9 protein-coding genes are annotated in these 15882 nt (G+C 54.6%); 2 read left to right on the forward strand and 7 right to left on the reverse strand.

Going from position 1 to position 15882, the window contains the following annotated elements:
* Positions 1–95: 95 nt before the first annotated feature.
* From MFFC18_RS09200 to MFFC18_RS09210, 3 genes are all read right to left on the reverse strand, one after another.
* Complete coding sequence (locus tag MFFC18_RS09200) at positions 96–3191, reverse strand: efflux RND transporter permease subunit (RefSeq protein WP_075082208.1); 3096 nt, start codon at positions 3189–3191, stop codon at positions 96–98.
* 102 nt (positions 3192–3293) lie between these two features.
* Positions 3294–4499 carry an efflux RND transporter periplasmic adaptor subunit gene (locus tag MFFC18_RS09205; RefSeq protein ID WP_084416772.1) on the reverse strand — a complete coding sequence of 402 codons (1206 nt, stop codon included), beginning with the start codon at positions 4497–4499 and terminating at the stop codon, positions 3294–3296.
* Positions 4492–6174 (reverse strand): TolC family protein, encoded by a 1683-nt coding sequence (locus MFFC18_RS09210; protein WP_087149594.1) that lies wholly within the window; start codon positions 6172–6174, stop codon positions 4492–4494. Before MFFC18_RS09210 ends, MFFC18_RS09205 begins: the two co-directional genes overlap by 8 nt.
* Positions 6175–6465: 291 nt before the next feature.
* On the opposite strand from MFFC18_RS09210, the gene MFFC18_RS09215 reads away from it, so the two are divergent.
* Both MFFC18_RS09215 and MFFC18_RS09220 read left to right on the forward strand, forming a co-directional pair.
* Positions 6466–7233, forward strand: coding sequence for a PEP-CTERM sorting domain-containing protein (locus tag MFFC18_RS09215; RefSeq protein WP_157665014.1), 768 nt, complete (start codon positions 6466–6468; stop codon positions 7231–7233).
* Between the two features lie 97 nt (positions 7234–7330).
* On the forward strand, positions 7331–8695 hold the full coding sequence (locus tag MFFC18_RS09220) for a Gfo/Idh/MocA family protein (protein WP_075082363.1): 1365 nt from the start codon (positions 7331–7333) through the stop codon (positions 8693–8695).
* 38 nt (positions 8696–8733) lie between these two features.
* Here the strand turns inward: MFFC18_RS09220 and MFFC18_RS09225 are convergent, their stop codons facing one another.
* The 4 genes from MFFC18_RS09225 to MFFC18_RS09240 form a co-directional block, all read right to left on the reverse strand.
* On the reverse strand, positions 8734–9888 hold the full coding sequence (locus tag MFFC18_RS09225) for a hypothetical protein (RefSeq protein WP_075082211.1): 1155 nt from the start codon (positions 9886–9888) through the stop codon (positions 8734–8736).
* Between the two features lie 276 nt (positions 9889–10164).
* The gene (locus MFFC18_RS09230) at positions 10165–11790 is read right to left on the reverse strand and encodes an ArsB/NhaD family transporter (RefSeq protein ID WP_075082212.1); all 1626 of its coding nucleotides are present in this window, start codon (positions 11788–11790) and stop codon (positions 10165–10167) included.
* Positions 11791–11907: 117 nt separating this feature from the next.
* On the reverse strand, positions 11908–12774 hold the full coding sequence (locus MFFC18_RS09235; protein WP_075082213.1) for a universal stress protein: 867 nt from the start codon (positions 12772–12774) through the stop codon (positions 11908–11910).
* 340 nt (positions 12775–13114) lie between these two features.
* Positions 13115–15730: a M14 family metallopeptidase gene (locus MFFC18_RS09240; protein ID WP_075082214.1), complete on the reverse strand. Its 2616-nt coding sequence runs from the start codon at positions 15728–15730 to the stop codon at positions 13115–13117.
* Between the last annotated feature and the right edge of the window lie 152 nt (positions 15731–15882).

Consider the following 15882-nt stretch of genomic DNA (forward strand, 5'->3'; position numbering starts at 1 on the left):
ATTCAACGGTAATGCTTGACCCTGGAGGTGTCAAGCTTTTTGGCTAAACAGCCATTGCCCTGTCCGCCATGTTCTGATGAAGAATCAGAGAAGGCTTACGCGCCGGTTACTCTTTTCCACAGGGACTGCAGGTCTTCCTGGATCATGTACAGGCACGGAACCAGCACAAGGATGATCGCGGTTGAGAACAGAATCCCAAAGCCCAGGGATATCGCCATCGGGATGATGTACTGGGCCTGCAACGATTCTTCAAAGATCAGCGGCATCAATCCGCCAAACGTCGTCAGCGTCGTCAACAGGATCGGCCGAAAGCGACGCACGCCTGCCAGCGAGATCGATTCGAGCGCCGAGTGTTCGCCGCGCATTCGGTTCGCGTAGTCGATCATGATCAGCGAATCATTGATCACGACTCCTGAAAGTGCGATCACGCCCATCACGCTGACCAATGAAATGTCATAGCCCAAAATGATGTGGCCGATGAGGGCTCCTACCATCCCGAACGGAATCGCCACGATAACGATCAAAGGTTGAACGTAACGTCGGAACGCGATCGCCAGCAGTGAATAGATCACCGCCAACGCCAATGCGAAATGGCTCCAGAGAGTCGACGTCGCGTCTCGCATTTCTGCATTGCTACCGGAGAAGTCCCAGGTGATGCCCGGGAAGTCATCACGAAGCCGCGGCAGTTCGTTCGCCTGGAGTGCCGCGATCACCTGATTGACGGCACCGGGAGGTTCGGCATCCATTGAGACGCTGATCACGCGTCGTCCATTGCGGCGGTTGATGCGATTGAACGCCTGAGCCTCCTCGACTTCCGCGACGTCCATCAGGGGGACTTCGGAACCGTCGGGAGTTTGGATGATCAAATCTTCGAGATTGTGCAGATTCTTTCGCTGCTCCTCCGGCAACTTGACGCGGACTTCAATCTCATTCATGCCTCGCAGCAATCGCAACGCCAACGAGCCAAAGAACGCTCCTCGAAGTTGATCGCCAAGGTTCTCGTCCGTCAGCCCAAGTGCGCGGCCTTCGGGTCGAAGCTTAAAGTCGAATTGCGTTTTGCCGCGATCGTAGTTGTCGTTCACGTCTCGCGTGTTCGAGTACGCTTTGACGCGTTCAACCAACGCAGCGGTCGCCTTTTCCAGAACATCGATATCGCTGTGGCTCAAGTCCACGCTTATGTCGCGGCGATGGCCCCCGGGACCACGTTCGGCGCGAAAGCTGATTTGGGAAACGCCAGGCAAATCACCAATTTCCTGACGCCACAGTTCGATGACTTCCTTGGACGTCATGTCGCGTTCGTTCGGCGGCTTCATCACGATTTCGACATCGATAAAGCCTTCTCCGCGAACGTTTGTCTTGATGCCTTCCGCGCAACGATACAGATCGTGTTTGTCAAACATTTCCAGGCTGGCCGTGGTCACCGCATTGGCGATCGCAGCCGCCTGGTCCGGAGTCGTTCCGGTCGGCATCCGCACACCGGCTTCGATTTCATTCGCGGAAACTTCCGGCATCAGAACCATGCCCATGTGGGAGCTGAGCGCGTAACCTCCAAGGATCAACAGCGACGCCAACGCCAGGCTGGCCGTGATGTAGCGAAACTTCAGGCAGAACTTCAGCAGCGGTTGATAGAGCAAATCCACCAATCGGCTAAACATTCGGCCGAACCAGCGCTGTTGTCCGGCTGATTCCGACTCGCCCTTTTTCCGACGGATGTGAGCAAGGTGAGCAGGCAAAATGAACAGCGACTCGATCAGCGAAAGCGCCAACACGATGATCACCACCCACGGCAACGGGCTCCAGAACTTTCCCGTTTCGCCAGGAATGAACATCAAAGGGATGAACGCCACGATGTTCGTCAGAATGCTGAACGTCACCGGTCCGGAGACTTCTCTCGTGCCGACAATCGCAGCCGTTTCCAGGCTGGATTCGGTTTGGCGTTTTTCGTAAACGTTTTCTCCAACCACGACCGCGTCGTCGACCACGATCCCGAGGACCACGAGAAAACCGAATAGCGAAATCATGTTGATGCTGACGCCAAACATCGGCAGTAGCAAAATCCCGCCGATGAAGGAAACGACCATCCCCATCATTACCCAGAACGCCAGTCGGATTTCCAGGAACAGCGCAAGTATGGAGAACACAATCACGACGGCCATCATCGCATTCTTGATCACCAGCCAAAGTCGGCTTTCGAACTCCTTGGCGTTGTTCAGATCAATTCGCCACGCGACCCCTGGTGGTAGCTGCGACTCAAAGTTCGCCATCGTTTCCTCAACCGCGGCGGCGACGTCCTGAGGCGACTGCGAACCGACGCGATAGATTTCCAGCTCAACGGAAGGCGTCTGATTGAACTGGGAGTGAAAACCGGCTTCTTCAAATCCGTCGCGAACCTCGGCGATGTCTCCCAGTTTTACAACCTGGCCGCCGCGACCGGAGACGATTTCGATCCCAGCAAACTCGTCCGCCCACTGTTTCCTGGCCTTCACTCGCAACAAAATTTCGCCCGAGTTCGACTGGACCGATCCGGCTGCAACGTCCTGGCTGGATCGGCGGATCACGTTTGCGATGTCGGACAACGTCAGCCCATATTCGCGTAGCGTTTGCCGCGGAATTTCAACATGCGTCACGTAGGGCGGAGCCCGCCAGAACTCAATTTGAGTGATGTCTTCATGAGCCTGAAGTTGATCGCGGAGTTGCTCTCCCAGTTTTCGCAACGCCTTGATTTCGATGTTGCCGAAGAGATTCAGCGCCATGACTTCTTTTTGCTCAGACGCCAAACGAACTTCCGGCTGTTCAATCTGGTCCGGGAATGTTCGAATCCGGTTAACCGCCTGGTCGATGTCCTGATAGACCTTCATCCGCGGTTCGCCAGCGACGATTTGAGCCTCGACGTAGGCGCGACCTTCTCTGGCGTAACTGGTGATTTCACGAATGCCTTCGACTTCGCGAAGCGCCTGTTCGATTGGTCGCAGGATGCCCTGTTCGACTTCTTCCGGCGCGGCTCCCGGATAACCGACGCTGATCTCAACGCTGTCCAGCAGGAAGTTGGGAAATACTTCTTTTTGAATCGTGAACGTTGACCAAATTCCGCCGCCAAGCAGTAGAACCATCAACAGGTTGGCCGCGATGGAGTTTCTTGTCATCCATGCGATCGGGCCAAACCGTTCGGGAGCGTCGCTTTCTTTAAGCATCAGTTCTGTCTCCCGGGAAAATTATGGCGATACGGGGCGCGTTCGATTCAGCTGTTTGAATTGGCGCGAGAAGGGGTGTGAAGATTGTCAGTTCGCGGCCAGTCACTTGGACGCTCCTCGCTTCTTCAGTCCGATACCTTCGGCAGGCGTCGCCAGCGTCGAAATGACCACCTCGTCACCATCCACCAAACCGTCACTGATATAGGCGAATTCACTGTCGCGGTACTCAACGGTTACCGGCTGAATCTCCAGCTTGCCGTCTCGCATCGCCCAAACCGTGTCCTCGTCACGCACATACTCGCGATCCAGCCGAACGACTCGTTCCACAGCCTTGCCCTGAATCTCGGTCGTCAAAAGCGAATCCAGAATCAGCGGCGGGGCTCCGTTGTCCCGTCCGAGTGGATCTTCGACAATGATCATCACGCGAGCCAATCGAGTCTGTTCGTCCAGCGTTCCGATCAGCCGCGAGACACGTCCTTCGCGGGTTATGTCGGGGCCCCACGCATCAGGATTCCGCAGCGTCACTTTCGAACCGCCGATCTCTTTTTCGTCTGGCAGTTCGACCCAGCGAAGACTGCGAATCGGCACCGACGCCATCACCCAATATTGTTCCAGGCCGACCAGTTGCCCCAGATCATTGCCCGGGCTGACTTGTGATCCGACGTTCACCGACCGGTCCAAAACCTGTGAGTCAAACGGCGCGTAGATTGTGGCTCGTTCCAGATCAAGCTGGGCCCGCTCAACCGCTGCCTCTGCAGCCGAAACTTCGGCTTTGATCGACGCGATCTGTGGCTCTCGCAAAACCAGCCCACGGTTCGTTCCATCGATGGAATCCTCAAGCAGCTTAAGCTCCTTTTCCGCCAGACGTTGGCGAGCCTTTTCAATCTCCATCGAAGCCTTGGCTTGTTCCAGTTCGCTCTTGCTGATGGACAACGCGTTCTCGAAATCGGCAGGATCGATGCGAAGCAACAGGTCTCCCTTGCCAATCATTCCGCCCGGAACGAACGCATCAGCAAGCTCGACCACCTGACCACTGACACGCGGCCGCAGGCTGATCTGTTGAGCCGGCCGTACTGTGCCCAGAACGGAAACCGCGGGCGAGTAGGTGCCGTAGTTCACGGTAATTGTGTCCACTAGCGCCGACGACTTCCGTGTCGAATTGGCTTTCTCAGCCACCGGTTCGGTGCGGTTGATCACGACGATTGCATACGCGGCTCCGGAAAGAATGGCCGCGCAGACGATGGCATTGAACACGATGCGCAGCCATCGAACCCCGGATCTGGTTCGTTGATCTGAGCTTTCATTCATTGTTTGTGGTTCCGCGGAGTCGTTCCAGCAACGGGATTTCCTGAGGATTGGCATCAGGAGCGACAGGAGTCTTCGATCTGTTCACACGCGTTTGGCCAAATCGCGATTCATCAACTCCTGATTCCTCAGGGAGCAGATCGGAAAAGCGATCGGAGCCAAATGGCTCACGGCCTGGCGGATCCAGATTCGGATCCACGTTCGCCGTGTTGATCGGTTCGTTCACGCCGACGGTTCGACTATCAACATCGAAGATCGGTTGGTCGTTTCCAACGGCTGCGTTTTCAATTCTAAAATCATCCACTGCGAAATCTTCACCCTCAACGTTAGTCGCTTCAATGCTGCCGGCCAGCGCCAAATACAGCGACACCCGAATCAATCTCAGATCCAGCTGAGCACTCAACAGCCGGCGTTGCAGGCTCTGCTGGCCCGTGATCGCGCTCAGCACATCCAGATACTCGACGTCGCCAATGAGATACTGTTCGCGAAGCTGAATCGACGCCTGTCCAGCCAGTTTGACTTGTTCCTCAAGATGTTCAATCTGCTTCAGCTGATATTTTTCCTGAGCCAACGCATCTTCGACCTCGCGAAAAGCCACCAAAACGGACTGTGCGTAGTCGTTGAACAGCTGATACTTGACCGCTCGATTCCGCTCGACCTCGGCTCGTCGCTGACCGCCATCAAACAGCGGAGCAATCAACTGGCCTCCCAATGAAACAAACCAGTCCTTAAAAAGTTCTTCCGGATTCTCGGCGATGTTCTGAATTGAGCCACCCAAATTCAGTCGCGGGTACTGGGCGCTGATCGCGGACGCAAGATCCTTGTCCGCGGCCATCAGTGCGTAATAATTCCGTTGGATATCCGGTCTTCGCAGAAGCAGTTCCGACGGAAACCCCGTGGTCGGCAGCGGTGGCATTTCTGGAAACAGCGTTCCCGATTCGTAGCTGGCCAGTTGCGGCATGTCGCCAAGCAGCACCGCCAATTGATGTTCGAGGACTTCGACTTGAAGCTCGACGACGACTTCCTGTTCCAGCGTGGACTCCAGAAGTTGACGTTGCCGCAACACATCAGCACTGCGGATCAGCCCCAGCCTGAAACGTTCTTCCTGCAATTCCAATCCGGTACGATTCGTCTTGATCTGCTCTTCCAGCAACTTAGCCTGCGCGTGAGCCTCGATCAGCGAAAACCAGACGCTGGTGATCTCGGCAGTGAGAGCCAGGGCTCCCGTGTGATAGTCCCAGCACTCGGCGATCGCGCGAAGCCGCTGAGCTTCGACTCGAGATTCGATCTCGCCCCACAAGTCGACTGGATAGCTGGCGTCGAGTCCGAAGTTGTAGGTCTCGCCGTTTTCGCCTGGCCCCATGTCGCTCCCGAAGCCAAGGATCCCGTCGATGTCCGGCCAGAAATCGGACGCTTCTCGCTGCGTGACGGCACGCGCGGCCTGGACTCGATATGTTGCCGACGCAAGTGAGTAGTTGTTGGTCAACGCGTCGTTGATCTGCAGATCCAGTTGCGGATCTTCGAACGCCGTCCACCATCGATTCGGCGCAATGTCACTTCCGCTTTCGGTAAACTCAGGCGACGTGTGCAGCGTCGGAATTGGACCTCGCGTGTTGCGGTCTGCGCAACCGCCGACCAACAGCATAACCAGTAGCCATTGGGCGACTCGAAGATTCATTTTGTGGATTCGGTTCATGCCACATGTTTGCGGTTTGGAAATTCACATCGCGACGGTCCGCGCGCAAGCGTGCTATGCGAGGACTTGTCCAACACTCGTTTACTGAAATGCTCAAGATGAGGCAATAGAAACCCGCGACGGTGAGGGAAGGGAGTGTGCCGCTGGATGCGTCAGGCTTCCGTTTCACGGGCATGACGGCAGTTATCGGGTTGGAATCGATTTCAATGGCGCCAATTCGTTGCGAAATAATGGCCCTTTAGTTAGCATTTGTGTAGTCAAATGAAAGGCAACATGAAAACAAAAACTAATCTGGTACTGTTGGTCGCGATACTGTTTGCGGCCTGCGATTCACTGGCCGCTCACGATGGGAAGCGACTCGACATCGTCGTGATCAACAATCAACTTTATGCGCAAGGCTATCTCAGCGGAACGGATCCGATCGATGATGGCGGCGGGATCGTGCGGCCCTACCTCAACGTGGTGCACGGTCATCTCTCCAACGTGGGATCGACGATCGCCAACTCGACGCTTCCGGGATTCGATCTCGACCTCGACAATGCGCCGCAACTTCTTGGCCACGACCTGACGCTGTCGCTGATGGGGGCAGGGAAGTGGGACGAACCGCCGCGGCAGGATGGAACCGGGCTGGCTCAGGATTTCGGCACTCCAGTCCTTTCAGATCTTAGCGTCGGTGAACTGCTCAGCATCAGCTTTCGCATAGAAAGCATCTCGACCGACAACCCTGGATCGATCACGTTGGGTAGTGACATTTCAGAAGACTTGCCCGACCTTGATCCAACTTACGAGGTCAACCTGCAGCCTGACAATGTGATCTACTTTCTGGAGTGGGAGCTTTCGACTTCCAATCCCGACATTCTGGCCAGCGAAACCATTTACACGATCCACTCACCGCCTGGCGTTGGGCCGGAAGAGCGATTGCATTTCCAGTCGTTGGCGCTCGAACGACATTTCGGAATCCAGGCGGTGCCTGAGCCCGGATCCGTTTGTTTGATTGCACTTGCGGGTGCTTCGCTGCTGATGGTGCGACGGCGATCGTAGTTCGGTTTTAACTGGCCGCGTACCATCCATCCGCCGGTTCATGTCGGCGGAGGTGCCACTCATTTCTGTTTCCAATACTTTCGCAGAAAGTCTTTCGATGAGTTCCGATGCCACGCCAAACCGTTCACCAAACCGTCGTCAGTTCCTTGCCGCGACCGCAAGTGCTGCGGCAATCACCGCGGCGCCGATGTTCATTCCGCGAACTTCGCTGGGGTACGGTCGAACCGCGCCGAGTGACCGGATCGCGATCGGAGCCATTGGTTGTGGTGGGAAAGGGCGTCACAACACGTCGGCTTTTCTTGCTGACGATCGCGTCCAGGTCATTGCGGCTTGCGATGTCGATGCCAATCATCTGAATCAGGGCGCTGACTTGATTGACGCGCATTACAAAAACAGCGACTGTGCGCGAGTTGAAGATCTTCGGGAACTAATCGCACGATCGGACATCGATGCAGTCCACGTTTCGACGCCTGATCACTGGCACTCGTTTGCTTCGGTTCGTGCGATGCAAGCTGGGAAAGACGTGTACTGCGAGAAACCGCTGGCGAACTCTTTCGGTGAAAGCAAAGCCATCCGCGACACGGCGATCAGGACTGGCCGAATTCTTCAATGCGGAAGCCACGAACGTTCCAACAACAATTGCCGCTTCGCAGCGGAACTGGTGCGCAGCGGCCGAATTGGAAAAGTTCATACGGTCAGGATACAGATGCCGTGCGAGCAAGACCATCACATGTCAGCGCGTGCGTTTCGGAAAAAGGCTGAGCCACAGGAAATCCCTGAAGGGCTGAACTGGGACATGTGGCAAGGGCACACCCATCCTGTTGCCTATTGGGAAAAGGGGTGCCATTTTTGGTGGCGTTTCATTCTCAACTATGGCGGTGGCGAAATGACCGACCGCGGTGCTCACATTATCGACATCGCTCAACTGGGGCTCAACCGTGATTCCAGTGGACCGGTAAGTTTTGAAGCCAAAGGAATTCAGGTCGCCGAAAGCCCTTACGATGCGTTCTGGGATTACGAGTTTACGAACACTTACGCTGACGGAACGAAACTGATCGGCACCACAGAAGGGCCGCGAGGTCTGAAGTTCGAGGGTGAAGACGGTTGGATCTTTGTCGCCATTCACGGCGGTGCGTTGTCTGCGTCTGATCCTGAAGTTCTGCCGCAGTCAGTGCGAGACGGAAAGCCAGTGGCGTTCGATCAGATTGATGATTCGTTAAAAGTCCAATTGGGACGAAGCGCCGGCCACCACAAAAATTTCATCGATTGCATCATCAGTCGAGCTGAGCCGATGGCGACTGCCGAAATAGGCCACCGGACCGCAACGATTTGTCATCTGAACAATATCGCCATGAAAGTCGGGCGCCCAGTGCGCTGGGATCCGGGCACAGAAGAACTGATTGGCGACTTCGAAGCGGGCGAGTTGCTGCTGCCGAACATGCGGGATCCCTGGCAAGTGTAATTGCTCGTTGGCGAACAGGGATCAGGTCGGTCATTCGGTCATTCGCTATTGCGGAGGGGCAGGGCAGCGGCCTGGATTTCGGGGACAGCGTTCTCCAGATCCTCGCTTGACTGCTGCAATTCAATTTCGGCTCGAACCGATTTCACTTGCTTTTCAAGCTCTCGCAATTCGTCCTGCTTGTCTTCCACCTGAGCCAACAGCTTCTGTAATCGTTTTTCTGGTGAAGTTCTCAGGATCCGGTGCACCAATTCCAGTACCAGAAACGCGCGAATGGTTTTCGCCAAAAGACCACGCATGCGGTACACGCGTCCCATTTTTGTCAGTTGCTGCAGTTTTGCGAACCGAGCAACCTTTGCCGCGCGGACTACTCGAAACGATCGAAGAAAGGAGACCAACGGCAGCAGAATAATCGCCAGATCGATCCAGTTCTTTTTGACATAGAACAGTTTCTTCTTCGTCGAGCTGACCATCAAGATGAACTCGTACGTAAACGCACACCAAATCAATCCCATGCTGATGCTCAACAGCAGCTTCAACCACATCGTTGACTGAAGCAGTTCCTGAAAACGGAACTCGATCAACAGGACAGGAAGAATCAACATCGCGATGATCAACATCGGCTTGCTGAACATCCGCTCCATCTCTTTGTGCAGAGCTTTTCCCGGAGCTCGCCAGCCCATTCGCGGCAGCCAGATCTTGCCTTCTTTGGCGGGAATGGATTTGGCCAAACGAAGTGGCGGACAAAGAATGCAGGACCAGCCGAATCTGTTCTTGCTCGGCATCGCATGACCCTTTGCCAGAGAGCGCACATAGAGTGGCTCGATCAGAAACAGCGGCCAGATCAGCAACAGTGCTCCAAGCAAAACATAGCCGGTTACCACTGCCGGATGTTTCCAGAATTCGTCGATCCACGAAATCGCGCCTTGCGAATCAGCAACCAGATTCGCATCCGTCGGATCGGGAAGCACGTCGACCCACGCGACGACCAAACCTGCGAGCAAAACCAAAAACACCAGCGACAGGCAAAACATTGGCTTGGCCAACGCATCAGCCGCCTCGGCCGCCGGATTGGGTTTGACCAACGGGGCATCCGTTTCTGCTTTCGAAGGTTGCTGTTCCAGTTCGGTCGGTTCCATAATGTCGGCGTATCTCTTGAGAGTTGAATTCGCGCGATTGGATTTGTCGGTCTTCATTTTATAGCGATTGCAGCTCGATTGAAATCGCGCCGGTCGCCGCCTGTCCTCGTATTGGTTGTGGGTTAAACCGAGCCCGTTCGAAGTTTCGGCTTTGCTCACCAAGGCTTGGAATCGCTTTCAGTCCCTCAGTCGGGCGATAGAGGCAAGGCTCGAAACGATTGAATTTTGGCTCAATTTGTTTGCATTCACTCTCAATTCGTCAGACTCCGTCAAGTCTTGGCAAAATTCCATCCGGAAGGAAAGAGCAGTTCTGCTTCGGATACGCTTGCACGATCACCCGAAATTGATCAGCGGCAAAATGAATAGCACGTAGATCAACGCCAGAATAATCTGGACCACCGCGTAAGGGATCGCTGCTTTCACAAACCCGGCAAAGGAAAGCGGCAGCTTGTGCTTGTGCATGATCGTCACCGCTACCAGCGTCGAAGCCGAACCGATCGGCGTGATGTTTCCGCCAAGGTTGGCTCCGAAGATAACGGACCACCACAAAGTTGAACTTTCGGGTGCGCCCAAGTTACTGAGGATACTGGCGAACATCGCGGCCAAGGGGATGTTGTCCGTGACGCTGCTGAAAAACGCGGATCCGACCAGCAGCAACGAAGCATCTTTCGCCGACGGATTTTCGGCCGAGATGTCCGTCATCACCATTTGCAAGCCGTCGCCGATGCGTTCCAGGACCAGCGCGTGCTCCATGACGTAGATCACCATGAACAGAGCGATGAAGAAGCCCAACAAATCCCAGTCCACCGCGCTGTAAAACCGGTTCACATCGGACTTGAATCGCCACAGCATGACCACCGCAAACGTCATCGCGACGAAACCCATGCCAAGCTTGCTGACTCCGGGCAAAGCCGACGTGGTTGCGATCGTGACGATGAACAGCAGCAACATCGCGACCGAAAATCGAAAGAATCCCCAGCTCTTCACACCATCGTTTTCGTCGAATCCGCTCACCAGAGACTTGGCTTCTTCTTTCTCCGATTTGTCTTTCAGTTTTTGAATGCCGAACAGCTTGGAACCCATCCATAGTGTCAAGAACGTCGCCACGACGACGAACGGAGCTGACTTGACGAAGAACGTGACGAAGCTGATGTCCGCCGCGGTCCCGACAATGATGTTGGGCACGCTACTGATTAGCGTAAGCAATCCGCCGACGTTGGTGAGCAGTCCTTCGATCAGCAGAAATCCCAGCAGCAGTTTGTTTCGCTTTAGTTTGTCCAGCGACACCGCCGTTAAGGATCCGACAATGATCATTGCGGTCACGTTGTTCAACACCGCCGAAAAAACGACCGTCATCAATCCGTAGAAGTACAACAACCGTCGCGGATCGCCGCCGGAGGCTTTGGTTACTTTGACCGCGATCCACGTGAACAAACCGGACTTGCTGGTCACGTCAACAAACAGGCTCGACCCCAGAATGATCGCGATCACGCTCCAGTCGACTCCGGGAATGTAAACCGGTGTCGACAGCCGATGGCCGTCCAGGTGCAACGTGTGGTGGTCCGATTCAGTATGCTCGGCGTCTTCGTCATCGGCGTCCGGATCGTCGTGATCTTCAGTCGCGTTTGCTGGCTGATGTGATTCGTCGTGAGCTTCCCCAGTGACTTCGATCACTTCGCTTGAGTCAGGGTCTTCGTCTGAGTAAACCAGTACTTCAACTTCTTCGTTCGCCCGCAGTTCGGCTCGATGGCTCCCGACAACGATCTTTTCGAAGCTCAAGATTCCGGTGAACGTGCCCAGCAACAGGCAAACGGCAGCAAACGACGCGGCGATGATCGATTTCTTGGCGTGGATCTTTTCTTCGAGAGCCAGGCAAAGAATCAAACCGACCAGCAGCAGTGCAAAGACCGTCGTGACCGACCAGTGAACGGAGTGTGCGTTAGCAATCAACAAATCCATTTTTGACTTTCAGTTTTTGAAAACGCCAAGCGAGGTAAGATGAGCATGAAGGTGGCATAGGCTTCCAGCCTGTGATCTCGTTGAACTAAACACAGGCTGGAAGCCTATGCCACCGTTTCACACCAACAGAATCGGAGTCTTTCGCAACTCAACGACCAACGGATAAGCCACGCCGTGCATCGCCAGTTGGTCATCGTCGCGAGAATTCATCACCAGCAAATCAATATGGCGGTCTTCGATCAAATGCCGATAGTCTTCAATTCGATTTCCGAACGTAACCAGTGGCGTGATCGTGTTTGCGACTCCGTGCTCCTGCAGCACCAATCGACACGATTCAATGTAGTCTTTCGGTTCGCCCAGCAGTTGGTCGCTGATCGTCTTTCGTGCCAACTCTGAATCCAGATCGGGGATTTTGTCGATCGCGGTCATGTATCGATCGAAAGCCTTCTGGTCTTCGATGTGGCTGAGGATAAGTTCGCCACCGTCTTCCACGAACCGAACGGCCATGCTGACCAGATGATGGTCGCCGGCAAGATGATCCGTCACCACCATTACGTGTTTGGTCTTGTCCGCCAACGGCGATGGATCTGCGTTCGCCAAAACCTTTGGCTCCGGCAGCAACAGCGTCGGAATCTCAGTCGCCTGAGTCAGCACGTTGACGTAAGCGCCCAGACTAAACGGATGGTCAGCGGTTTCGGCGTGGAGGTTTCGATAGGTGCAAACGAGGTCCGGGCGAGGATTCTCCAACCGATCCAACAGTTGCTGAACCGTGCTGAACTCGTCCCCACAAATCTGCGAATAGCGAACAGGCTTCGGAGTATCGAGTGCCGACAGGAACGCTTTCGCCTGTTCAGCAAACTCAGTCGTCCGGTTCTGATCCATGTCAGTGACAATCAAAATGTCACTAACGTCAACAGGCTCCAGCTTGAACGGCGGTTTGTCGGCCGACCGAAACAGGCTTTCGAATTGGTCTATTTTGCTCATGGCCCCAATTTAACCGTTGGCGGCAGTCATGGACATTCCAATCTGGTTCGATAAGTCGTGTTCATGAACATGCATCAGATTTAGCCACAGAGGGCACCGAGGACACAGAGATCAGACGCGCAGAAACTCTGTGGCCTTTGTGATCTCTGTGGCCAGCAAACGAGCATTTCGCGGCTTTGGCTCAACGCCCCGGATTCACTTTGTCCGAAGAAGATCGCCTTCATAGACATGCATTGGGTGTAGCCACAGAGGGCACCGAGGACACAGAGATCAGACGTGCAGAAACTCTGTGGCCTTTGTGATCTCTGTGGCCAGCAAACGAGCATTTCGCAGCTTTGGCTCAACGCCCCGGATTTACTTTGTCGCCAAAGAAGATCGCGTTCATGAACAGCCGATTCGTGGCCTTCCAGAATCCGCGGAAATTTGGATTGTCGGCCAGCAGAATAAAACGACCTCGCCCCGTCGGGTGCACGACAACGCTGGCCGATCCCTTGAATTTCTCAACGTTCTCCTCCGAACAATAACCAGCCATCAACGGCTTCTTAGCGTCATAGATCACCGGATTGCAGTATGGATTGCTGGACGGTTTGAGGAACTCGGCATGGTTGCGGAAAACAGCCAGTTCTGGATCCGTGAAGCCATAAAGCAGCGGATGCGTCAGGTCGGCCTTCGCTTTGAAAATCGCACCGCTGATCAATTTGAGGGCACGTTCGTTGGATGCGGAGTCGAAAGGTTTTTGGATTGGATCTGGTTCTTCAGAATCCTTCTTTGCTTTCGACTTGTCCGATGAAGCCAAGTCTTTCGCTGATCCGTTCGTGTCATTCTTTGGACTCTTTTCCAATCGCTTGGCCACAGACGCCGTCAGCTTTCCGATCACGATCACCGTGCCACCCTTTTTCGCAAACGCCTTGGCATTGTCCAAATCGGAATCGGAAGCCCGCCCGTCTGCGAAAATCAGCGTCTTGTAATCGTCCAGATTTGCATCCGCGAAGCGTGATTGCTTCAGTAGCGTCACCGGCATGCGATATTGTTCATCCAGCAAGTGCCAAACTTCGCCGGCGCTGTACGCCGAAACGCCGCTGCCGATCACCATCGCGATCGACGGTTTTTCGATGACTGAGAAAGTTGGGCTGCCAACATCTGGCCCGGACGCACTCAATCCGCCGGCGACCGGCACAACGGAAGCTCCCGCGTTCGACGCCGATTTCAGAATTTCCACAATTGCGTCACGTTTGTCTTTCTGAATCTGCAACGGAATCGACAGCGTCCCATAGCCGAAATTCGATTGGCCAGTTTTAGCTTTGCTACGAAACGGTTTCTTGGCGACCCGGACTTTGATATCGTTCGCCAAAAGTTCACCAAGTAACTTCGGTGCCGCGTCCGATCGAAAATCAACAAAGTAGCCAAGGTCATCGTCCCTAAACTCAACCGTTGATTTGTTAGCAGGCTCGGCGAAATCAAGGGGCGAGAAACGCACCAGCGAATCCGCATCGATCGTCTTCTTCAGCCTCGTCTGCTTCAGCCCATAAGCCAGCGGCAACGTCCAGCTGGAAACGTCATAGAAAATGTTCTCTTTGAAGTCCGTCTTTCGCATCAGCAACGATCGCAAGAAACGATACTCGCTCTGGTTAGACGGAACCGCCAACGTAAAACCGGCCTGAAACGTCTCGTCGCCATATTCGAAGTCTTCTTTTAACCAATAGCTTTCGATGTCGTGTCGGTGCAGCGTCATCGCAAACTCTTTCAGTCGCGCATCGTTTGCTTCGCAGTTGAACAACCAGGTCTTCACCTTCTGTTTGGCACTCATCTTCAATGCTTGCCGATAGAATCGCTGTTTGTACTGAATCAGCTCGCTTCGCATCGCGCTGGTCGCCCGCAAGCTGGACAGCGACGTAGTGAACTGGTTGCCAATCGTTTCGGAGAACTTGAGGATCCCGTCCTGATTCTTCTGCACGTGACCGCGCGAACTGGCTTGTTCAAACAGGATGCCGACGCAGCCATGAAGGTCCGGATAAGTTGATCCTTTGCCCATGTAGAAATCGTCAAACCGTTCTTGCGTGAAGTACAAACTGCCGCGTTTGTCGAGAGCTTTCGCGTGGTAGCTGGCGAACTTGCGAGTCAGTTCCTGATTCTTCGCGGGCGTCATCGGGTTGGTCCGCTGCGGTATTCCTGGTTGGAAAAAGAAAGTCGAATTGGTTCCCATTTCATGGAAGTCCAACACAACGTTCGGCTTCCAGTCGTGGTACCAGTTCAGCCTTCCGCGGCTTTCGGGATGCACTGCCGGCAGCCAATCACGATTCAGATCAAACCAGTAGTAATTGACGCGTCCCGGCGGCCACATTTGATTGTGCTCCGCATGAGCCGGATCGGGGTTCGGCACGACTCCGCGGTATCGATTCGCCCAATTCGCAAACCGGTTAAAGCCATCCGGGTTCAGGCTGGGGTCGAGCAGGATGACGCAATCGTTGAGCCACTTTTCTACTTCGGGGCCCTTGGCCGCAGCAAGGTAATAGGCCACCAGCGGCGCACAGTTGGTCGCACTTGGTTCGTCGCCGTGAACGCCGTAGCCCATGTTGATGATCGCGGGCAGTTCCTCGATCGCATCCTCATCGATCTCGCTTGCGTCCGGCTTGGTCATTTTGAAATGCTGCTCGCGGATTTCGTCCAAGCGATCACGATTCTCTTGCGACGTGATCGTCAGCATCAGCAGCGGCCTGCCGCCGTGAGTCGTCGCGTACTGTTCGACTGAAATCCGATCTGAAACTTCGGCGAGTTTCCGCACGTAGTCGGCGACTTGAGCATGAGCCAGATGTCGAAAGCCAATATCGAATCCAAAGAACTCGCGTGGCGTCGGAATGGACTCATCGCATTCAACGCCATCAGGCCAATGTTGTGTTGATCTTGGCGAGTCATCCTGAACTGTCGCCGAAAATCCCGGCAAGATGGCGATAGTCATAGCGATGACAGCCAAGCAAAATATCAGGGCAATTTTTCCGATTTGTCGCACAGCGCGTTCCCGGTTCGAAGAGGCAATGAAGGACTTAACAGTAGTCTTTTTACAGCATAGTTCTTCTGCCGAAACAGACTGTAGAAAAACGGGCATCGCGA

This window comes from Mariniblastus fucicola (assembly GCF_008087665.1).
In the GTDB taxonomy this organism is placed as follows: Bacteria; Planctomycetota; Planctomycetia; order Pirellulales; family Pirellulaceae; genus Mariniblastus; species Mariniblastus fucicola.

What these genes read in the sequence shown, in the direction of transcription:
- MFFC18_RS09200 (WP_075082208.1), bottom strand. Translation starts at nt 3,191, where the DNA reads ATGCTTAAAGAAAGCGACGCTCCCGAACGGTTTGGCCCGATCGCATGG.
- MFFC18_RS09205 (WP_084416772.1), bottom strand. Translation starts at nt 4,499, where the DNA reads ATGAATGAAAGCTCAGATCAACGAACCAGATCCGGGGTTCGATGGCTG.
- MFFC18_RS09210 (WP_087149594.1), bottom strand. Translation starts at nt 6,174, where the DNA reads ATGAATCTTCGAGTCGCCCAATGGCTACTGGTTATGCTGTTGGTCGGC.
- MFFC18_RS09215 (WP_157665014.1), top strand. Translation starts at nt 6,466, where the DNA reads ATGAAAACAAAAACTAATCTGGTACTGTTGGTCGCGATACTGTTTGCG.
- MFFC18_RS09220 (WP_075082363.1), top strand. Translation starts at nt 7,331, where the DNA reads ATGAGTTCCGATGCCACGCCAAACCGTTCACCAAACCGTCGTCAGTTC.
- MFFC18_RS09225 (WP_075082211.1), bottom strand. Translation starts at nt 9,888, where the DNA reads ATGAAGACCGACAAATCCAATCGCGCGAATTCAACTCTCAAGAGATAC.
- MFFC18_RS09230 (WP_075082212.1), bottom strand. Translation starts at nt 11,790, where the DNA reads ATGGATTTGTTGATTGCTAACGCACACTCCGTTCACTGGTCGGTCACG.
- MFFC18_RS09235 (WP_075082213.1), bottom strand. Translation starts at nt 12,774, where the DNA reads ATGAGCAAAATAGACCAATTCGAAAGCCTGTTTCGGTCGGCCGACAAA.
- MFFC18_RS09240 (WP_075082214.1), bottom strand. Translation starts at nt 15,730, where the DNA reads ATGACTATCGCCATCTTGCCGGGATTTTCGGCGACAGTTCAGGATGAC.